The organism is Corynebacterium sp. KPL1824 (assembly GCF_000478095.1).
Lineage (GTDB): Bacteria > Actinomycetota > Actinomycetes > Mycobacteriales > Mycobacteriaceae > Corynebacterium > Corynebacterium accolens.
Genome location: NZ_KI515749.1, coordinates 1,078,210 through 1,095,975, shown reverse-complemented (window position 1 = coordinate 1,095,975; position 17,766 = coordinate 1,078,210). Strand labels below are relative to the sequence as shown.

The 17,766-nt window shown below is 63.2% G+C and carries 21 protein-coding genes; 7 read left to right on the top strand and 14 right to left on the bottom strand.

Features of this window, described 5'->3' with window-relative positions; all coding sequences use genetic code 11:
* Positions 1-213: 213 nt before the first annotated feature.
* Genes HMPREF1267_RS05125 through dapE form a run of 7 tightly spaced genes read right to left on the bottom strand, consistent with a single transcriptional unit; the run spans position 214 to position 4,982 of the window.
* A complete protein-coding gene (locus HMPREF1267_RS05125; protein WP_023028629.1) occupies positions 214-1,083 on the bottom strand; it encodes a methyltransferase domain-containing protein in 870 nt (289 codons plus the stop codon).
* A 9-nt stretch (positions 1,084-1,092) separates the two neighbouring features.
* Complete coding sequence (locus HMPREF1267_RS12650) at positions 1,093-1,260, bottom strand: DUF3117 domain-containing protein (RefSeq protein ID WP_023028628.1); 168 nt, start codon at positions 1,258-1,260, stop codon at positions 1,093-1,095.
* Positions 1,261-1,271: 11 nt separating this feature from the next.
* Positions 1,272-1,577 (bottom strand): DivIVA domain-containing protein, encoded by a 306-nt coding sequence (locus tag HMPREF1267_RS05120; protein WP_005280112.1) that lies wholly within the window; start codon positions 1,575-1,577, stop codon positions 1,272-1,274.
* A 3-nt stretch (positions 1,578-1,580) separates the two neighbouring features.
* On the bottom strand, positions 1,581-2,303 hold the full coding sequence (locus HMPREF1267_RS05115; protein WP_023028627.1) for a glucosyl-3-phosphoglycerate synthase: 723 nt from the start codon (positions 2,301-2,303) through the stop codon (positions 1,581-1,583).
* Positions 2,300-3,112, bottom strand: a complete 813-nt coding sequence (gene folP, locus HMPREF1267_RS05110) for a dihydropteroate synthase (RefSeq protein WP_023028626.1) — start codon at positions 3,110-3,112, stop codon at positions 2,300-2,302. Before folP ends, HMPREF1267_RS05115 begins: the two co-directional genes overlap by 4 nt.
* 14 nt (positions 3,113-3,126) lie before the next feature.
* Positions 3,127-3,891 carry a TIGR00730 family Rossman fold protein gene (locus tag HMPREF1267_RS05105; protein ID WP_023028625.1) on the bottom strand — a complete coding sequence of 255 codons (765 nt, stop codon included), beginning with the start codon at positions 3,889-3,891 and terminating at the stop codon, positions 3,127-3,129.
* 2 nt (positions 3,892-3,893) lie between these two features.
* Positions 3,894-4,982, bottom strand: a complete 1,089-nt coding sequence (gene dapE / locus HMPREF1267_RS05100) for a succinyl-diaminopimelate desuccinylase (RefSeq protein WP_023028624.1) — start codon at positions 4,980-4,982, stop codon at positions 3,894-3,896.
* 88 nt (positions 4,983-5,070) lie between these two features.
* On the opposite strand from dapE, the gene HMPREF1267_RS05095 reads away from it, so the two are divergent.
* The 6 genes from HMPREF1267_RS05095 (at position 5,071) to HMPREF1267_RS05070 (ending at position 10,776) form a co-directional block, all read left to right on the top strand.
* The gene (locus HMPREF1267_RS05095; RefSeq protein ID WP_023028623.1) at positions 5,071-6,429 is read left to right on the top strand and encodes an amino acid permease; all 1,359 of its coding nucleotides are present in this window, start codon (positions 5,071-5,073) and stop codon (positions 6,427-6,429) included.
* Positions 6,430-6,446: 17 nt separating this feature from the next.
* Positions 6,447-7,418 carry a 2,3,4,5-tetrahydropyridine-2,6-dicarboxylate N-succinyltransferase gene (gene dapD, locus HMPREF1267_RS05090; protein WP_005280105.1) on the top strand — a complete coding sequence of 324 codons (972 nt, stop codon included), beginning with the start codon at positions 6,447-6,449 and terminating at the stop codon, positions 7,416-7,418.
* A gap of 101 nt (positions 7,419-7,519) precedes the next feature.
* Positions 7,520-8,851, top strand: coding sequence for an amino acid permease (locus HMPREF1267_RS05085; protein WP_302503347.1), 1,332 nt, complete (start codon positions 7,520-7,522; stop codon positions 8,849-8,851).
* 335 nt (positions 8,852-9,186) lie between these two features.
* Entirely contained in the window at positions 9,187-10,032 is an 846-nt protein-coding gene (locus tag HMPREF1267_RS05080) for a type IV toxin-antitoxin system AbiEi family antitoxin domain-containing protein (RefSeq protein ID WP_005280102.1), read from the top strand.
* 65 nt (positions 10,033-10,097) lie between these two features.
* The gene (locus HMPREF1267_RS05075; protein WP_034666904.1) at positions 10,098-10,307 is read left to right on the top strand and encodes a helix-turn-helix transcriptional regulator; all 210 of its coding nucleotides are present in this window, start codon (positions 10,098-10,100) and stop codon (positions 10,305-10,307) included.
* Positions 10,300-10,776 (top strand): hypothetical protein, encoded by a 477-nt coding sequence (locus HMPREF1267_RS05070; protein WP_023028620.1) that lies wholly within the window; start codon positions 10,300-10,302, stop codon positions 10,774-10,776. The genes HMPREF1267_RS05075 and HMPREF1267_RS05070 overlap by 8 nt, the downstream gene beginning before the upstream one ends.
* A gap of 478 nt (positions 10,777-11,254) precedes the next feature.
* On the opposite strand, the gene HMPREF1267_RS05065 is transcribed toward HMPREF1267_RS05070, so the two are convergent.
* Genes HMPREF1267_RS05065 through HMPREF1267_RS05035 form a run of 7 tightly spaced genes read right to left on the bottom strand, consistent with a single transcriptional unit; the run spans position 11,255 to position 17,012 of the window.
* Positions 11,255-11,815, bottom strand: coding sequence for a GtrA family protein (locus tag HMPREF1267_RS05065; RefSeq protein ID WP_023028619.1), 561 nt, complete (start codon positions 11,813-11,815; stop codon positions 11,255-11,257).
* 29 nt (positions 11,816-11,844) lie between these two features.
* On the bottom strand, positions 11,845-12,633 hold the full coding sequence (locus HMPREF1267_RS05060; protein ID WP_023028618.1) for a pseudouridine synthase: 789 nt from the start codon (positions 12,631-12,633) through the stop codon (positions 11,845-11,847).
* Positions 12,634-12,685: 52 nt separating this feature from the next.
* On the bottom strand, positions 12,686-13,774 hold the full coding sequence (dapC, locus tag HMPREF1267_RS05055) for a succinyldiaminopimelate transaminase (RefSeq protein WP_023028617.1): 1,089 nt from the start codon (positions 13,772-13,774) through the stop codon (positions 12,686-12,688).
* Between the two features lie 3 nt (positions 13,775-13,777).
* Positions 13,778-14,101, bottom strand: coding sequence for a ferredoxin (gene fdxA, locus HMPREF1267_RS05050; protein WP_023028616.1), 324 nt, complete (start codon positions 14,099-14,101; stop codon positions 13,778-13,780).
* Positions 14,102-14,156: 55 nt separating this feature from the next.
* Positions 14,157-14,534: a hypothetical protein gene (locus tag HMPREF1267_RS05045; RefSeq protein WP_005280091.1), complete on the bottom strand. Its 378-nt coding sequence runs from the start codon at positions 14,532-14,534 to the stop codon at positions 14,157-14,159.
* On the bottom strand, positions 14,534-15,403 hold the full coding sequence (locus tag HMPREF1267_RS05040; protein WP_023028615.1) for a PIG-L family deacetylase: 870 nt from the start codon (positions 15,401-15,403) through the stop codon (positions 14,534-14,536). Before HMPREF1267_RS05040 ends, HMPREF1267_RS05045 begins: the two co-directional genes overlap by 1 nt.
* Positions 15,393-17,012 (bottom strand): ABC transporter family substrate-binding protein, encoded by a 1,620-nt coding sequence (locus HMPREF1267_RS05035; RefSeq protein ID WP_023028614.1) that lies wholly within the window; start codon positions 17,010-17,012, stop codon positions 15,393-15,395. Before HMPREF1267_RS05035 ends, HMPREF1267_RS05040 begins: the two co-directional genes overlap by 11 nt.
* A gap of 89 nt (positions 17,013-17,101) precedes the next feature.
* Here HMPREF1267_RS05035 and HMPREF1267_RS05030 point away from each other — a divergent pair, with 89 nt between their 5' ends.
* Positions 17,102-17,758: a GPP34 family phosphoprotein gene (locus HMPREF1267_RS05030; RefSeq protein ID WP_023028613.1), complete on the top strand. Its 657-nt coding sequence runs from the start codon at positions 17,102-17,104 to the stop codon at positions 17,756-17,758.
* Positions 17,759-17,766 lie beyond the last annotated feature (8 nt).

Sequence of the window (17,766 nt, the reverse complement as noted above, 5' to 3'; positions counted from 1 at the left end):
AGCCACCGCCCTGACGATGCCACCAGCCTTTCGCGCTCACGGGCAAGGTGGAGGGGCATCGGCAAGCAGCTCCTCGTGATCGCCAAGGGAGGGTACGGTGACTGGCCGATTCCACACCCGCCCTTCGCGCTCACCGGAAGCGAAAAAGAACCGCCCCGCGCGCTCCTGGTGAGCGCGAAGGGCGGTACAGGTTGCCGCGAGGCAGACCTGCGATTAAGAAACCGCGCGGAGGCGGTCTAGGCGGGCGCGGGCGGTGACCGTCAGCGTGGGTGGAAGGGCGGCCATGCGCTCGGCGAGCTCGTCGGCGCTGATGTGCCGGGCGGACGGGCTCATTCCTACCTGTGCGGCGATGGCCGCTTTATCCAGGTGAATGGGGAAGGAAATATCGACGGGGTCGGCCGCTTGCTCGAGGTAGCCTTCCGCCTGCTCATACATGCGCTCGACCTTGCCCTCTTCCACACCGAGGATGCCGAGGGGTTCGCGCAGCTCATCGAGGTGCCCGGCGCCCGGGGTCAGGACGATGACCTGGCCGCCGGGGGCGAGGACGCGCTGGAATTCGGATGGGTTGCGCGGGGCGAAGACCACGGAAATGGCGTCGATGGATTCATCGCGGATGGGAAGTTGCTGCCAGACATCGGCAACCACGGCGCCCACGCGTGGGTGGCACTTGGCCAGGTGCTTGGCCGCGTGCGGAGAAATATCGAGGCCGACGCCGCGCGCGCCGTCGATGGAGTCAAGCGTGTGGGCCAGATAGTAGCCGGTTCCGGCGCCGACCTCGAGGAGCGAGGCGGGCGTAGAGGCAGACAGCGAGCTCGCATCGAGCGCGTCTTGCACCGCGCCGGTCACAGACTCGACGAAGGGCGCGAAATGGCCGGTGGCTAGGTACGCTTCGCGGGCGTTGACCATATCCATGTCATCGCCCTTGTGCTTGAGGCCAGCACCGGCCGCTAAGGTCACATACCCTTGCTTGGCCACATCAAAGGAATGGCCAGACTCCGAAACGAGGCGGGAAAAATCATCGGCGCCGGAAAGCGCCGTGCCGTCGGATGGATCGGCCAGAATGTCGACGATATGAGAAAGCATGTATCCAGACTAGCGAGAAACCTCGGTTAACAAAGAACCGAGCTCCGCGGCCTCTTCTTTGTTCAGCTCGATAACGATGCGCCCGCCGCCGTCAGATGGGATGCGCATGACGATCTTGCGGGATTCCACCACCGCTTCCATTTCGCCGCCAGTGGTACGTGGCTTCATTGCTGCCATAGTAGGGCTCCTTAACTTTCTTCGTTTCTTTCCAGCTTAGTCCCTTTTTGCCCGCTTTTCCGCGCGGCCTCCAATTCCTGCTCCAGCTGCGCGAGCAGATCATCAACCTGATCCTGGCGGTACCCGCGCGGGACGACCTCGAATTGCACATCCTCAAAACGGCCTTGAGCTGCGGCGACGCGGTTATTTTCCAGTACCTTCTGCGGCTCATCGGGCGGGTCCATCACGGTCCCGGGCCCAAAAATCGAACCCCACAGCCACGTTCCGATCACAATGAACGCAATGAGCACCACGATGAGCACAATCCAGGACAGCATGGCCTAAATCCTACCCAGCAGCGGCGGGCGCTGAGCAATCGGCGCTCCCACCCCAGCGCGCGAAAGCAGCGTGCGTGCCACGATATCCGCCATCGGCGCGAGCTCATGAAGCGGCCGGTTGCGGTGGACTCGAGTGCCTAGGTCGACTTGTGTCAGCCCGCCGCGCTTGCCGATGTCCACCAGCAGCCCCGCTTCCACCCCATAACCTTCCACGAAGGGCACCTCTAGCGCGGCCGTGCGCCGGATCGCGTACTCGCCGCCCAAGGGTTGGTCAATGTGGGCAAGCTCTGGGAAGAGCTGTCGGATGAGCGGCTTTGCGGTGAGTTCGGTCACGCGTCCGCCACCGGTGGGTTGGCCGTTGAGGCTGCGGCGATAGCGCGCCTTGACCATGTTCACACCCGGATCCGCAAAGGGTGCCGCGAGCGCTGTGACCATGCCGGGCGCGGCGGATTCTAGGTCGGCGTCGATGAATACGACGATGTCCCCGCGCGCGGCGGCGACCCCGCGCCAGAGGGATTCGCCCTTGCCGGGGCGCGGCGGTTCGGGTAGGATATCGCGCCAATTGCGCACATCGGCACGGGCGGCGCGCGCCACTGCGGCGGTCTCGTCGGTGGAGTCGGCGTCGATGACGAGCACTTCGAGTGGGTCATCGGCAAGGCAGGCGCGGATAACGCCGGCCACGGTGGATTCCTCATTGAGCGCCGGGATGATGACGGAAACGCTCATGCGAGCCCGCGCGTGGTGTCAAGGGGAGCGGCCGTGCCCTGGATGGCGGCGGTCATGCGGATGACGTCGACGGTCTCAGCAACCTCGTGGACGCGGAAGGCGGCCACCCCGTGCGCTGCGGCCCAGGCGGTGGCGGCGAGCGTTCCGGCAACGCGGTCTCCTACCCCGCGCGCGAGGGTCTCGCCCACGAAGTCCTTATTGGAAAGCGCCATGAGCACGGGCCAGCCGGTAGCGACGATCTCGTCGATACGCCGCAAGAGTTCAAGGCCGTGATAGGTGTTTTTACCAAAGTCGTGCGTGGGATCGATGAAGGTGAGCTCTTCCGGGCAGCCGAGCCCCGCGGCCTTTTCCGCCAGGGCGGTGGTCTCTGCGATGACGTCGGCGACAACGTCATCAAAGTGCACGCGGTACGGGCGGGTGCGCGGGGTAATCCCGCCGGTATGCGAGCACACGTAGCCCACGCGGTGGTGGCCGGCGACCTCGATAAGCTGCGGATCCCAGCCGGCCCAGGTGTCATTGACCAGCCCCGCCCCGGCAGCGATAGCGGCCTCGGCCACCTCACCGCGCCAGGTATCTACGGAAATGAGTACCTCCGGATGCCGCTCATGCACGCGGGCGATGGTGGGCACGACGCGGTCGATTTCTTCCGCGCTATCCACTTCCTCGCCCGGCCCGGCCTTAACCCCGCCAATATCGATGATGGAGGCTCCCGCCGCAATGGCCTCATCGCAGCGCTGGAGGGCGGGGTCCATGTCAAAGGTGGCCCCCTTGTCATAAAAGGAGTCTGGGGTGCGATTGACTATCGCCATCACGCGCGCGAGGCTCAACGCGGCTCCCTAATGCGCTTATCGCTCATGACCTTGTGGCGCTCGATGATGTGGGCGACGGCCTCATCGGGGTCATCGGTAAGCAGGAAAAGCTCTTGGTCGTCTTCGTTGATATACCCGCCTTCGGCGAGGGTATTTTTTATCCATTCCAGCAGGCCAGACCAGTACTCGGTACCCATGAGCACGATGGGATAGTTGGTGACCTTGCCAGTCTGAACCATGCAGAGAACCTCGAAGAATTCATCCATGGTGCCCATGCCGCCGGGCAGGCAGACGAAGGCCTGGGAGTACTTCAAAAACATGGTCTTGCGGGCAAAGAAGTAGCGGAAGTTCAGGCCAAGGTCCACATATTCGTTAAGACCCTGCTCGTGGGGCAATTCGATGCCGAGTCCCACCGAGAGACCATCGCCCTCGTGCGCGCCCTTATTCGCCGCCTCCATGATGCCGGGGCCGCCGCCGGTGATGACGGCGTAGGCACACTCGGCGAGCTTGCGGCCGAGTTCTTCGGCCATCTGATAGCTCGCATCCTCAGGCTTGGTGCGCGCGGAACCAAAGACCGTCACTGCCTTGGGCAGCTTGGCCAGCGCATCGAAGCCGGCGACGAATTCACCTTGGATGCGCAGCACGCGCCACGGATCGGCATGCTGCCATTCGTGGTCCGCGCCGGATTCCAGCAGGCGCTGGTCAAAGGTGGAGCCTTGTTCTCCCTCGCTGCGCAGCAAGAGCGGGCCGCGCAGGGTACGCATGTGGTCAGGGGTCATTTTTATCCCTTCAAGTAATTAAACAGAGCGGTAGAAACTTCAGTGATTTGCGCCGTGGGCACCTGCTCGTCCTTCTTATGCGCAAAGCCCGGGTCACCGGCACCGAAATTCACGGCCGGAATGCCCATCTCAGCAAAGCGCGAGACATCGGTCCAGCCGAACTTGGCGCGGACGTTGCCACCGACGGCATCGACAAGCGCGCGTGCCGCAGGCTGCCCCAAGCCTGGCAGGGCGGCACCGGCGATGTCATCGATCTCTATGGTGACGTCCTCATGCTTGCCGATGACCCCCTTCATGTACTCCAGCGCCTCCTCCGTACTGCGGTCCGGGGCGAAGCGGAAGTTGACGAACATCCAGGCCTCGTCCGGCAAGGTATTGGTGGCCACGCCGGCCTCCAGGTGGACGATGTTCAGGCCCTCGCGGTAGGTACAGCCATCGATGGTGACCTCGCGCGGCTCGTAGTCCGCAATGCGAGTCATGACGGGGGCGAGCTTGTGCGCGGCGTTGGAGCCGAGCCAAGCGCGGGCCGAGTGCGCGCGGGTGCCATGTGCCGTCACGCGCAGGCGAATCGTGCCCTGGCAGCCGGCCTCGACCATGGCGCCGGAGGGCTCGCCCAGGAGCGCGAAATCGCCCTGCAACCACTCCGGGTGGTCCTTTTGCAAGTGGCCCAGCCCATTAAATTCAGTGGATACCTCTTCGCCCTCATAGGCAATGACAGTCAGATCGTGCTGGAGCTCTTCCGATTCATGCAGGTGAGCAAAGGCGTTGAGGTAGACCGCCATGCCGGATTTCATGTCCACAGTGCCGCAGCCGAACATGATCTCGGCGCCATCTTCGGCGGTGTCCATGCGATGCGGTACGTTATCTGCCAATGGAACGGTATCGATGTGGCCTGCAAGAACCACGCGAGAATCCATCCCGCGGTTCGTGCGCGCACACACGGTATTGCCAAAGCGGGCGACCTCCACGTCTAGACTACGCAGGGCTTCTTCCACCGCATCCGCGATGGCCTCCTCGTGGTGGGAGGGGCTCGGGATATCGACGAGCGCCTTGGTCACTTCAATGGGGTCGGCATATAGATCTAAAGTCACAAGCCGCCATGGTAGCGCCCCGCTGGGTCCGTTGCATTGTGTAATGTTCACTTCACTGTAAAAAATAACCTCTCACAAGGTGGTAATTATGGCCGAAGCCACACAATTGAAATCGCGACACCTCACCATGATGGGCCTTGGCTCCGCGGTGGGTGCCGGTCTCTTCTTGGGCGTCGGATTGGGAATCCAAATCTCCGGCACCTCGGTGCTCATTTCTTATGCCGTCGCCGGCGTCCTCATCGCGCTCATCATGTGGATGCTCGGGGAAATCGCCGCGGCCCGCCCTTCCCTGGGTTCTTTTTCCACCTATGCCGGCCAGGCCTTCGGCCACTGGGCGCGCTTTACGATGGGCTGGATCTACTGGTTCATGCTCATCATGGTCATGGGTGCCGAAATCACCGGCGCCGCCGCGATCATCGGCAGCTGGTTCGATATTGCCCCGTGGATTCCCGCGCTCATCGCGGTGGCCTTCTTTGCCGTGGTGAACTTAGCCGCCGTGCGGGGCTTCGGTGAATTCGAGTTCTGGTTCGCCATCATCAAGGTCGCCGTCATCATCGCCTTCCTCGTCATCGGCATCCTCATGGCACTGGGCATCCTGCCCGGCATGGATCTCTCCCGCGCTGGAACCAACTTCACCGATAACTTCCTACCCAATGGCATGCCCGGCTTCGCCGCGGGCCTGCTGGCCGTGGCCTTCGCCTTCGGTGGAATCGAGCTGGTGACCATCGCCGCCGCCGAGTCCGAGGATCCAGCCCGCAACGTGGCAACTGCAGTGCGCGCCATCATCGTGCGCATCATGATCTTCTACATCGGCTCCATCGTGGTCATCACCATGGCCTTGCCGTTTAGCCAGATCCAAGACGCCGATGCCGCCGCCGATTCGCCGTTTACCCTGGTGCTCGAGGCCGCCAAGATTCCATTCGCAGCCGGCTTCATGGAGGCCATCATCGCTCTGGCCCTCCTATCCGCCTTCAACGCGCAGATCTACGCCACCTCGCGCCTGGTCTTCGACATGGCCAAGGACCACTGCGCGCCCAAGTTCTTCCTCAAGACCAACCACTCCGGCTCCCCCATCAACGCCGTCATCTTGTCCATGATCTTCGCCTTCGCCTCGGTGGGCCTGCAGTTCTGGAACCCGCCGGGACTGCTGGCCTTCCTCTTCAACGCCGTCGGCGGCTGCCTCTTGGTGGTCTGGGCCTTCATCGTCGCTTCCTACATCAAGCTGCACCCGCAGCTCAAGGCGAATGGCGAGCTTACCGAGATCCGCGTCCCCGCCTACCCCTGGTTGCCTTGGGCAACCGCCGCCGCGCTGGCCGCGCTGACCATCTTCATGCTCTTTGATCCCTCCGCCCGCAACCAAGTCATCGCCGTCATCATCCTCTTTGCCGCGCTCGTTGCCTTGTCCTTCGTGGTTCCCGCGGGCAAGCGCGAGCAAGTACGGCAGTAATTGCTAAGCTAGCCACCATGACTTCTGCATCCGCACGTGGCCTGGCAACCATTACCCACGACGGCACCGTCTTGGACGTTTGGTTCCCAGCAGTTCATACCGATAAGCAAGTAGAGACCACCGGCACGACGCGTTTGGAGGAGACTCCGCAGCAGTTCTCCGCCCTCGTCGGCCCCGATGAAGAACGTGGCGTGGCCCGCGTGGCGGTGGAAACCTCCATCGCTGACCTCGACGAGGCCCCCACCGATACTTACGACGCCTACCTACGCCTCCACCTGCTCTCCCACCGCGAGGTAAAGCCGCATGGCCTCAACATGGACGGCATCTTCCGCCACCTCAATAACGTGGTCTGGACCAACTACGGCCCCTGCGCCGTCTCCGATTTCCAGATGGTGCGCGGCCGCCTCGCCTCCCGCGGCCCCGTCGTGGTCTACTCCGTGGACAAGTTCCCCCGCATGGTGGACTACGTTGTCCCCTCCGGCGTGCGCATCGGTGACGCCGACCGCGTCCGCTTGGGCGCCCACCTGGCAGAGGGCACCACGGTCATGCACGAGGGCTTCGTCAACTTCAACGCCGGTACCCTGGGCGCTTCCATGGTGGAAGGCCGCATTTCCGCGGGCGTCGTCGTGGGCGATGGCTCCGATATCGGCGGCGGCGCCTCCATCATGGGCACCCTGTCCGGCGGCGGCAAGGAAGTTATTTCCATCGGCGAGCGCTGCCTACTCGGCGCTAACTCGGGCATCGGCATTTCGCTTGGCGATGACGCCGTTGTCGAAGCCGGCCTCTACGTCACCGCCGGCACCAAGGTCGCCGTCTTTGGCAAGGTGGCCGAGGCCCTGGGCGTCGGCAATGGCGAGGCCGTCAAGGGCTCCCAGCTCTCCGGCGCCTCCGGCCTGCTGCTGCGCCGCAATTCCGTCTCCGGTGCCGTCGAGGCCGTGGAGTGGAATGCCGAGGCCGTCGCGCTGAACGAGGACCTCCACAAGAATTAACGCCACCCCAATTCCGGTGCCCTGCGGCCGAGAAATACCATGGAGAAGTGTCTGATAACTCTTCTACCCTTGGTTCTGGCCTGAAGGTCCGCCACCTGACCATGATGGGGCTTGGCTCCACCATTGGCGCCGGTCTCTTCCTCGGCACGGGCGTCGGCATTTCCGCCGCCGGCCCAGCGGTGATCATCGCCTACGCGATCGCCGGCTTCCTCGCCATCCTCGTGATGCAAATGCTCGGAGAGATGGGAACGGTCATCCCTGCCTCCGGCTCCTTTTCCGAATACGCCGAGCACGGCATCGGCCGCTGGGCGGGCTTTACCCAAGGGTGGATCTACTGGTGTGCCACCGTCGCCGTCCTTGGCGCCGAAATCACCGGCGCCGCAGGCTTCATCGGCTCGTGGTTCGACGTCCCGCCCTGGATCCCCGCCGCCATCTGCGTCGCCGTCTTCGGCCTCGTCAACTTGCTGCGCGTGCGCACCTTCGGCGAGTTCGAGTACTGGTTCGCGCTCATCAAGGTCGTCGTGATCATCGCCTTCCTCATCATCGGCGTCCTCCTCATCTTCGGCCTCCTGCCCGGCCACACCTTCGTGGGCACATCCGTCTTCCTTGCCGATGGCTTCATGCCCAACGGCCTCGGCGGCGTCGCCGCCGGCCTGCTCGCCGTAGCCTTCGCCTTCGGCGGCATCGAGGTCGTCGCCATCGCCTCCGCCGAATCCGAGGATCCCGAGAAATCCCTGGTCAACGCCGTGCGCTCCACCATCCTGCGCATCTCCGTGTTCTACCTGGGCTCCGTCCTCGTCATTACGTTCCTGCTTCCCTATTCCAGCCTGGACGCCGCCTCCACCGCCGCCGAATCGCCGTTTACCATGGTCCTCGACCGCGCCGGCATCCCCGGCGCCGCCGGCATCATGGAGGTCATCATCGTCCTCGCGCTGCTATCCGCCTTCAACGCGCAAATCTTCGCCTCCTCCCGCATGATGCACTCACTCGCCTCCCGCGGCGAGGCCCCGCGCATCTTCGCCGCCACCAATACCGACGGCGTGCCCACCACCGCCATCGCCTTGTCCGTCGCACTGTCCGCGCTCATGGTCGTCCTCAACTACGCCGATACCGGCTGGTTGCTCACCTTCATGCTCAACGCCGCCGGCGCCTCCCTACTCATCGTCTGGGTCTTCATTGCCGTCAGCCAGCTGCGCCTGCGCCGCCAACTCGAGGCCCTGCATCCCCTCCCCATCCGCATGTGGGCCTTCCCCTATCTCACCTGGTTCGCCCTCGGCCTCTTCGCGGCCATCGCGGTGCTCATGCTTACCGATGCCACCGCCCGCACCCAACTCCTCTCCGCTGCCGCCATGTTCGCGGTGCTCGCCATCGCGGGTGTGCTCAATTCCAAGGCTCGCGGCATCGACCCGACCTCCACGCTCCCTCTGACCTAGCTTTGCCTCCAGCCCCACCCTTGGCGCCCTACACCGCCTCGCATCTACCTCCACCGTTCACATCCGCCCCGCCCCTCGCGCTCACCAGCGCAGGGCGGGGTGTTCCGTTTTCACCTCTCGGTGAGCGCGACGGGGTGTGGGCCCGTCCTCCGCGCTCACAGAAACCAAAAATGGGCATCGGAAAGCGGGGGCGGTGAGCGCGAAGGGAGGGTTGCGGGGAAGTTATCCACAGGGCAGCGGCGAGAATAGCGCGCGGGAACGCAAAATGGGACGGTTATCCACAGGCTAGCGAAATCCGTATGGACGGGGAGGCGGCCCCTTTTTAAGTTGAAGCCATGGGGGCATGGACAACCGCGCAGTTGCGCGAGCAGGGACTAGGCAAGGACGCGATTCGGCGGCGGGTGCGCGCGGGCAAGCTGCACCGCGTGCACCGGGGAATTTATACCGACGAGTGGTCGCCGCTGGCGGTGGCGAAGGCCCTGATGCATGGGCTGAGCCGCATTCATTTTACGGGGAAGACCGCGCAAGAAATTCACCTCGACCGGCCGCTGACGTTTCCGCTGGAGGCGGAGGGCCCGCGCACGCTGCGGGGTAAGAATTTCCGGGTTTCGCATTCTCGCCTCAAGGCAACGAGCCTGGTCAAAGGGCTGCCGGTGGTGCAGGTTCTGTGGGCTGCTCGCAAGATTGCTAGGGCCTGTGGCCCGCTGCTGGAAGAGTTTTACCGCGGTGAAAAGGGGCCCGGCCGGCTGGAGCGGGACCGCAAACGAATGGGCCGGACACCGCGTGCGTTGAAGGAGACGATTCGGCGCTCCGCCATCGGCGCGGATAGCCCGCCGGAGCGGAAAGTCAGCCGCGCGCTGCGCGCAGAAGGCATTTTCCCTGTTCACAACGCCCTGGTGTGTGGGTACCGGTTCGACCTATTGATGGGCAAGCTCATCGTGGAAATCGACGGCTGGACCTACCACAGCCACAGCATCGCGTTCCAGGCCGACCGTTCCAAACAGAACGCCGCAACCGCACACGGGTACGCGGTCCTGCGCTTTACTGCCGATGACGTCACGCACCACCTTGACCAAGTCATCCTGCTTATCAAAGCCACCCGTGACCTGCTCAAAGGCCGCAAGCCACAGCTTCCTATGTCCGCCACCCAGCCATATTGGCGCTGGCATCTATGCGTATAACCCTTGCCATAATGTCAGGTTTGCTTTACATTAGGTCATGTAAACACGACAAGAGAGGTGATGATGTGGCCGGACAACCCAACATGGTCCGCAAGTGGCGGCGCTGGCGCGAATGGTCGCAAGGCGAACTAGCAGAGCGCGTCAGCGTCTCCCGGCAAACTATCGCAAATATCGAGCGCGGCAACTACTCCCCGTCCGTGCACCTCGCATTGGACATCTGCCACGAACTAGACAAAACAGTCGAAGAAATCTTTGGAGCTGAACAACATGATTAACGCCATCGCCAACATATCCCTCAACCACATCGAGCGCGCCTCCACCGACGAGTTCGAGCGGGACATCCTCACCAAGGCCTCCGCCATCACCCTCACCCCAATCACCTTCCTCGAGCTCATCGTCGCCGCCATCCTCGCCTGGTCCCTCCCCGGCCGCCTCAGCCTCCTCGCCCTCCTCGCCATCGTCCCCTCCATCGCCGGCACGTCCCTCAGCGCCGCCTGGATGCGCAGGCACATCGCCACCCCCACCGGCCGCTCCAACTGGACTTTGACCGCCCTCTACCTCATCCCGATGTTCCTCTGCTTCGCCGGCATCGCCTACCACGCCTACGCGCTTTCCGATGCCGCCGCCCCCTACCTCATCGGCGCCACCGTAGGTGCCATCACGTCCGTCCTCATCTCGCCCGCACTCCGACGGAAGCAAAACCGCCGCGACCAGTCCCGCCTCGACGCCGAGCTCGAGGACTAATGCTCACTCCCACCGCCATCACGCACTCCACCACCCGCCCTTCGCGCTCACCGCGGACAGCGGGTGGTTTCCGTTTGCTACGCCCCGTGAGCGCGAAGGGGCTAGCGTCAGCGGCGCCCGGCCTTCCCGCCCTTGCCGCTCACAGGGAGTAGGTTTCACCGCCGGCAACTGTTGTCGGTGAGCGCGAAGGGCGAGGCCTCCCGTGCCGCTCACCGAGCAGGCATGGCGTCGATGAAAACTACCCCAGCGTGAGCGCGAAGGGATGGGTGTCGCATATACACTTGCTTGGCGATGCCCCTCCCCGCCCTTGCCGCTCACCGGCGGCATAAAAAGACCCCAGCAGCCCACGCTGGTGAGCGCGAAGGGCGGCTGGGGCGGCTGGGGCCGTGCGGACGGCGAGGCTGCAAGGGTGGTGGGGCGGCCTAGGGCTACCTGGTTGGGAAGGGCAGGGCCGTGGCCGGCGGCGAAGGGCGGGTAGTTAAACCGGCGCGACCTCGTCGACGACGACGGGCTTATTGGGCTTGGAGCGGAACGTCCAGAGCTTGTTGATGATGAAGTTGATGGGCATCGCCACCACGATGGAAATGGCCTGCGCCCAATAGGACTTGGTGCGCAATCCGGTGGAGTTATCGAAGACATCGCTGGGCAGACCCACGGGCGAGTTGGGGTTCATGAGCAGCGTCAGGATGACCTGGCTGACGATAAACGCCCCGATTCCCGCCAAAAGGAACGGGAAGAAACCGCGAATCCAGGACACTTTGGACACGGTCCGGAAGGTCCACATGCGGTTGAGCTGGTAGTTCCAGGTATTGGCCACGAGGAAGGAGATGGTGGCAAAGACGTGGTACCAGCGGATGTGGAATGCAGAGCCGAAGAGGTTCATGAAGGGATCCTCGGCAAAGATATCCGCCGCGCCAAAGAGTTTCTGCGCGAGGAAATACACGAAGAGGTTAACCGCGGTACCCGAGCCGCCGACAAGACCGAACTTAAGGAATTGCCCAAAATTGGACGCAAAGCGCGCAACGCTGAGGTCTGCCATGGGCCGCCTTTCTTGCCGGAAGTTAGTAATTACCTGATTGTAGTTCCTAAGCCCCGCGAACTGAAAAACTGACGCTCCGAATGTGATAAAGGATCTATAAAAGATATAGTTTCGTGCAGCAAGGAAAGCGGCCGCGAGAAATCGTAGAGGTCGAGCGGACGCGGCGTGGGATAGATGTCATCGCCAATGAGCGGGCTCCCAAGGTGGTTCAGCAGCACCCGCAGCTGGTGCGTATGCCCGGTCCGCGGCCACATGGTCACCTCCCGCCCCGCAGCGCGCACATACGTCGAAGTCGGCGTGCCATTATCAGCCACGAGCACCTGCCTGCTGCCCCGCGGCTTGTGCATCGGCAGCCTGATTTCCTCATCGCAGAAAAGCGGCTGCTTGACGATGCCCCTATACCTCTTCACCGCCCTCCCCTCCAGGAAGATGCGCTGGTAGTCCGCGCGGGTCGCAGGATTGCGCGAGCAGATGACGAGACCGGCGGTCAGGCGGTCGAGGCGGTGAAGCGGCACGATTTCGTCTTCGCCGAAGTCCACGCGCAGGCGGGTTTGCAGGGTTTCACGCTGCAAGCGGCCATTCGTGGTGGTGGGAAGAAAGTGCGGTTTATCGGCAACCATGATGTCTTCATCCGCGTGGACGACGGTGTAGCCAAAGGGGATCGGATCCTCCGGCGGGACGAAGGGGTGATACCACACGGGGATGGGGCGCGAAAGAACCGTACCCGCGGGAAGAAGGGTGCCCTCCGGAAAAGGCGAGTCGCCAGCGCGAGCGGCCCAGTACTCGCCTTCTAAAGGAACGTGATCGCGCAAGACCACCTTGCGGGGAGAAATCCCCTCCCGCGCAGGCGGGCGAAACGCGCGAGGTGAGTTAGGCACTGGCGAGGCGTTCGACGGCGGCGCGCACCCGCTCATCGGTGCCGTTTAAGCCAATGCGCACGTGCTGTGCGCCCGAGGGACCGTAGAAATCACCGGGGGCAGCGAGGATGCCGAGCGAAGCCAACCAGTCGATGGTCTCGCGGCAGTCTTCGCCGCGGGTGGCCCAGAGGTACAGGCCGGCGTCCGAGTGGTCAATGGTAAAGCCCGCCTTGATAAGCGCCTGCATCAATTCGGCACGGCGCGCGGCGTAGCGCTGGCGTTGGAGGGCTTCGGTGGGGTCATCGTCAAGCGCGGCAACCATCGCCGCCTGAATCGGGCCTGGCACGATGAGGCCGGCGTGCTTGCGCAGCTCTAGGAGCTCCGCGATGAGGTCATTATCGCCGGCGAAGAATCCGGCGCGGTAGGAGGCCATATTCGCGGACTTAGACAGCGAATGCATGGCGATAAGCCCGGTATTATCGCCGTCGGTCACGCGGGGATCCAGGATGGATACCGGCGGGTTGTCGTCGTTCCAGCCCAAGCCCATATAGCACTCGTCGGAGGCGATGATGGCGCCCGTCGAGCGGGCCCAGGCCACGATGCGGCGCAGCTCCTCTACCCCAGCGACGCGGCCGGTGGGGTTGGACGGGGAGTTGATGAATACAAGAGAGGCGTCCTGGAAGTCGTCGTCGGCGCGCAGTGGGGTGGCCCCAGCGAGGAGGGCGCCGACCTCGTAGGTGGGATAGGCCACCGAGGGGAAGGCGACGGTCTCGCCGCGCATGCCCAACAGGGTGGGCAGCCACGCGATGGCCTCCTTCGTGCCCACCACGGGCAGGACGCGGTCCACGTCCATGTGGTAGCGGCGGCGGAGGGCTGAGGCGATGGCTTCGCGCAGCTCGGAAGTGCCCTGCGTTTGCGGGTAGCCGGGGGCCTCGGCGGCAGAGGACAGCGCCAGCTGCACGCCGGGGGCGACCGGATCTACGGGGTTGCCCACCGAAAGGTCAACGATTCCATCTGGGTGCGCCTGGGCCTTCTTCTTGGCGCCAGCCAGCGAGTTCCAGGGGAAATCCGGAAGCGATTGTCCTAGCGGTGTGCGGGCCATGAATTAATCCTGATTCTGTGGGGGCAGCGCGGCTACCATTGACGCATCGAAATCTTGCGGGCCAAGGGCTGCCGCTCCACCGGGTGAGCCCAAGTCATCGAAGAATGCTGCGTTGGCATCGTTGTAATCGATCCACTCATCGGGAACGTCGTCCTCGTAGAAGATGGCTTCTACCGGGCATGCGGGCTCGCAGGCGCCGCAATCCACGCACTCATCTGGGTGGATGTAGAGCATGCGCTTGCCTTCGTAGATGCAATCGACGGGGCATTCCTCAACACAGCCGCGGTCCATTACATCAACGCAAGGTTGAGCGATTGTATAAGTCATGGAGAATCCTTGAATCTTCCTGATTTCATGGGGTTGGGGGATGAAATATAGTATGTCACTTCTGCTTTAGGAAAGGCCAAACGCCGCCGCCAATCCCAGCCAAAAGCAGGAGCAAGCTGAGAATATTATTGCCCACTATGACATCGCCAGTAATCGGAACCAGCAGCATAAGCCCGAAAAAGCCCAGGCCCCAGACGATGAGCGGGATGGCTGCGATGTAAGTACTATCACTCCACAGCCGCGCGGTGCGGGTTAACACCACATTGAATGCGGCAGCGATGAGGATGGTGATGGGAAACGCGATGCTCGCGCCATCAGCCAGCGGAATCCGGGCGGTGAGGTAAATGACCTCCAGAAATAGCGATAGCAGGGCGCCGAGGGAGAGCCAGATAAGCCCGGTAACCTGCTCGCCGCGGCTAAAATCAGTGCGCATTACAGATCCCCTAGGAGGTCGCGTGTGGGCTCGCCCCTGCCGAGTTGGAAGTATTCGGCACGCAGCAACGGCATGAGCAATCTATTGGACAGGCAGTAGGCCCCTGGCACCGCGGCGGGGTCGTGGACGGCGGCCACGGCGGCCTCGGGGTTGGTGGCGGTGGTGGTGCCATCGGCCAGCCAGATTTGGGTGGCGTGGGCGCGCATGGCGGCGCGTTTGGCGTGCAGGGCGGCATCGTCAAGCGCGAAGGCTAGATCCGCGCCGGCGGTGGTGAAATTATCCAGGTACGCGGCATCGGGTTTGCGCCAGCCCGCGGGCGCGTCGAGCGTGTCCAGGCCGGCGTAATTGGCGGCGCGGTCAAAGATCGCCCACCAAATGCGCGTGCTTGCCGATGCCGCCTTTTCCACCACCCTATGCACCGCCACGTGGTCCGGGTGGTTATAGCCGCCATCCGGCCCATAGGTCAAGATGGCGTGCGGCTGGAGCACCTCTAATTCCGCGCGGAGCAAATCTGCCGCCTCATCCAGGCGATTGACCAGCGCGCGGGGGTTGTCGTGAGAGGGAGATCCCACCATGCCAGAATCGTGGAAGTGGCCGAATCCACCCAGCTGCATGCCCTCTACGCCTAAGGCAGTGAGGGCGCAGGCCAATTCGCGGGCGCGGAAGCCGCCGAGCTGATGGTGCTCGGCAAGACCTTGATAGGGCGCGCCGATGACCTCGCCGTCCTCGCCAAGGGTAAGGGTGATGACCGTGACCTGTGCCCCGCGCGCGGCCAGGGTGGCAAGGGTGCCGCCGGTAAAAAGCGTTTCATCATCGGGGTGTGCGTGTACCGCTACAACGCGGTAGCCCACCAAGTCCTTAGTCCTCATCTATCCTCCAAACCGGCGCGGTGACCAGACCTTTATCCCAATCATCAATACTTTGGCCGGGGCCTACAATACCCTCCCCCAGCGCGTGCACACGCGTTTCATCTAAGAGCGGGACGTATAACACGTCCTGGGCGTTGATCTCGCGGATTCGCCCCAGCGCGGTCGAAGGGCTTATCTTTCCAGAAAGGATGTCCATGCGCGTTGCGGCGGCGTTGTCGGGGCAGAACCCGGAGAGATCGCCTGCGAGCGGTTCGTCTTCGGCGCAATTGAAGATGTTCGCGGCCGACAGCGAGGTTAAGGTGATATCCTCCCAGGTCACGACCGCATCCACCTTGGCTTCCGGCAGCAGCTTAGAGGTAATGGTGGTGAGCCTATCGGTGGTGACCTCGGCAGGGATGCCGTGGGCCTCGAGGATATCGTAAAGCGTATTCGCCGCAGCCAAAGCCGTGGGGCTGGTCGGATCGACGGCGAAGCGGATGGGCTTCTTGCTGGCGCGCTCGCGCAGGGCCGTCAGGTTCGCCTCGCCGGAGACCGGGTTATGCCCGGCCTTCAGGTTGGAGGCGCGGCCGGTGGCGAGACGGGCGACCTGCCCGGTATCGATAAGCGAGGCCAGACCGCGTCGCGCGGCGGCGTCCTCCAGGGCACCCTGCTCGGTGGACATGTGCAAGCGCAGCTGGCGCGGCCGGGTAACCGTCTTGTCGCTCACGTGCCCCAGCAAGCCGAGCGCTTCCTGCGAGGTTTGATCCGGGGTGAAGTCCGCGAAGCCAATCTGGCCGGAGCGCAGCATATTGAGCGCCTGGGTGCTATCGCGCACCTCGCGCAGCTGGACGACGTCGATGTGGGCGGGATCGGCACCCCAGAAGCGGTCATTGCGGTTGAGGGTGATGACCCCGCGGCTGCGGTCCACGCTATCGACCGAGAAGCGACCGGCGGAGGCGGGGATGTCATTGGCCAGCGCCGAATCGAAATCGGAATTCTGCAGCAGGTGCGAGGGCAAGAGCTGGTTGAATAGCTGCTTCCAATCTTTAACCCGCTCTGCAAAATCCACCGTGACCACGCGCCCGCCATCGGAGGTGGTCACCGCGGAAATCGCGCGGTAGCCCGCCGGGTCCTTGACCCCAGCAGTAGTGGTCATCTTCTTCCACAGGTAGTTGAAATCCGCCCCGGAAATCGGGGTGCCATCGGACCACTGCGCGGGAGTGGCAATGACGTAGCGCACCCGCTGGGCCACGCCCTCCGGCGCGGTGACCTCCGCGGCGGATTCTAAGACGTCTGAATCCATGCGCCCCCAGTGGAACGTCGACGGCAAAACAAGCTCGGCGATTTGATCCACGAGCTCAGAGTTATTGGCCACCAGGTGTGGGTTAAGGCCGGCGCGCAGGGGATCGACGCCGATGGAAATGGTAGGCCGCGACTTTCCTTCCTCCGCGCGCGGCGGCTCGTTATCCGTCGTGGTCGTGGAGGATTCCGTTTCCTGGGCGGTAGATTCCTGTTCGTCCGAGTCTTCTACCACCGGTGGTGGGCCAGGATTGGCCGAACACCCGCTGACAAACGCGAGGCCGATGGCGGCAGTGGCAGCCAGTGCACGGGCCTTAAGACTATTTTTCATCGCGGACTACTTTAATACCTTCTTCCCGCCACACGAAGATTCTGCGCGCTAAACTCGGACAAAATCACTGTTGAAGGGATCGCCCCACCATGCTTATCTGCCAAGAAATGTTCCTCCTGCTTACAAAGGACAACGGTAAAAAGGAAGTACTGTCCAATAATGAGACCGCCCTGCGCGCCGGCCTTTTCACCGATTTGCTCCTGCAGGAGGCGGTATATATTGCGCCGAAGAATAAGGTGCACGCCACGGATAAAAAGCCGGAACACCCGGTGCTTGCCTGGGCGTGGGATAGCCTGCACGAGCACCGGACCAGCTCGGTCAAGACTCTGCTGCAGGCGCGGTGGTTCTCCCCGCGCGAGAAGATTGCCCAGGATTTTCAGGACCGCGGCCAATTGGAAATTGAGGATTCCGCATGGTGGCAGCTGGGCGGCGACCGCTACATCATGACGGACACGGCGCTAGAAAATGAAGTGCGCGAGAGGCTCGCGGCGGTACTTGACGGCACCCAAAACCCAAGCGCCAAGGACGTGATTATCTTGGATATTCTCCGCGAAATTAATGGGGCCTATCCCCTGCTCAAGGAGGATGCGCCCGAAATGAAACGCCGGGAGATGCGCAACCGCATCAAAGAATTAAAACAACAGGTGGAATACGACGATGCCGCCGCCTCTGCGGTAAAAACCATTTTGCAGGAGACGACGGCGATTATCGCGGCGGTTGCGGTATCAACCGCCGGCACTACTTAGGTCGGCAG

What these genes read in the sequence shown, in the direction of transcription:
- HMPREF1267_RS05125 (WP_023028629.1), bottom strand. Translation starts at nt 1,083, where the DNA reads ATGCTTTCTCATATCGTCGACATTCTGGCCGATCCATCCGACGGCACG.
- HMPREF1267_RS05030 (WP_023028613.1), top strand. Translation starts at nt 17,102, where the DNA reads ATGCTTATCTGCCAAGAAATGTTCCTCCTGCTTACAAAGGACAACGGT.
- folP (WP_023028626.1), bottom strand. Translation starts at nt 3,112, where the DNA reads ATGGCGATAGTCAATCGCACCCCAGACTCCTTTTATGACAAGGGGGCC.
- HMPREF1267_RS05080 (WP_005280102.1), top strand. Translation starts at nt 9,187, where the DNA reads ATGGGGGCATGGACAACCGCGCAGTTGCGCGAGCAGGGACTAGGCAAG.
- dapC (WP_023028617.1), bottom strand. Translation starts at nt 13,774, where the DNA reads ATGGCCCGCACACCGCTAGGACAATCGCTTCCGGATTTCCCCTGGAAC.
- HMPREF1267_RS12650 (WP_023028628.1), bottom strand. Translation starts at nt 1,260, where the DNA reads ATGGCAGCAATGAAGCCACGTACCACTGGCGGCGAAATGGAAGCGGTG.
- HMPREF1267_RS05085 (WP_302503347.1), top strand. Translation starts at nt 7,520, where the DNA reads ATGATGGGGCTTGGCTCCACCATTGGCGCCGGTCTCTTCCTCGGCACG.
- HMPREF1267_RS05120 (WP_005280112.1), bottom strand. Translation starts at nt 1,577, where the DNA reads ATGCTGTCCTGGATTGTGCTCATCGTGGTGCTCATTGCGTTCATTGTG.
- HMPREF1267_RS05070 (WP_023028620.1), top strand. Translation starts at nt 10,300, where the DNA reads ATGATTAACGCCATCGCCAACATATCCCTCAACCACATCGAGCGCGCC.
- HMPREF1267_RS05065 (WP_023028619.1), bottom strand. Translation starts at nt 11,815, where the DNA reads ATGGCAGACCTCAGCGTTGCGCGCTTTGCGTCCAATTTTGGGCAATTC.
- fdxA (WP_023028616.1), bottom strand. Translation starts at nt 14,101, where the DNA reads ATGACTTATACAATCGCTCAACCTTGCGTTGATGTAATGGACCGCGGC.
- dapD (WP_005280105.1), top strand. Translation starts at nt 6,447, where the DNA reads ATGACTTCTGCATCCGCACGTGGCCTGGCAACCATTACCCACGACGGC.
- HMPREF1267_RS05095 (WP_023028623.1), top strand. Translation starts at nt 5,071, where the DNA reads ATGGCCGAAGCCACACAATTGAAATCGCGACACCTCACCATGATGGGC.
- HMPREF1267_RS05115 (WP_023028627.1), bottom strand. Translation starts at nt 2,303, where the DNA reads ATGAGCGTTTCCGTCATCATCCCGGCGCTCAATGAGGAATCCACCGTG.
- HMPREF1267_RS05040 (WP_023028615.1), bottom strand. Translation starts at nt 15,403, where the DNA reads ATGAGGACTAAGGACTTGGTGGGCTACCGCGTTGTAGCGGTACACGCA.
- HMPREF1267_RS05105 (WP_023028625.1), bottom strand. Translation starts at nt 3,891, where the DNA reads ATGACCCCTGACCACATGCGTACCCTGCGCGGCCCGCTCTTGCTGCGC.
- HMPREF1267_RS05035 (WP_023028614.1), bottom strand. Translation starts at nt 17,012, where the DNA reads ATGAAAAATAGTCTTAAGGCCCGTGCACTGGCTGCCACTGCCGCCATC.
- HMPREF1267_RS05045 (WP_005280091.1), bottom strand. Translation starts at nt 14,534, where the DNA reads ATGCGCACTGATTTTAGCCGCGGCGAGCAGGTTACCGGGCTTATCTGG.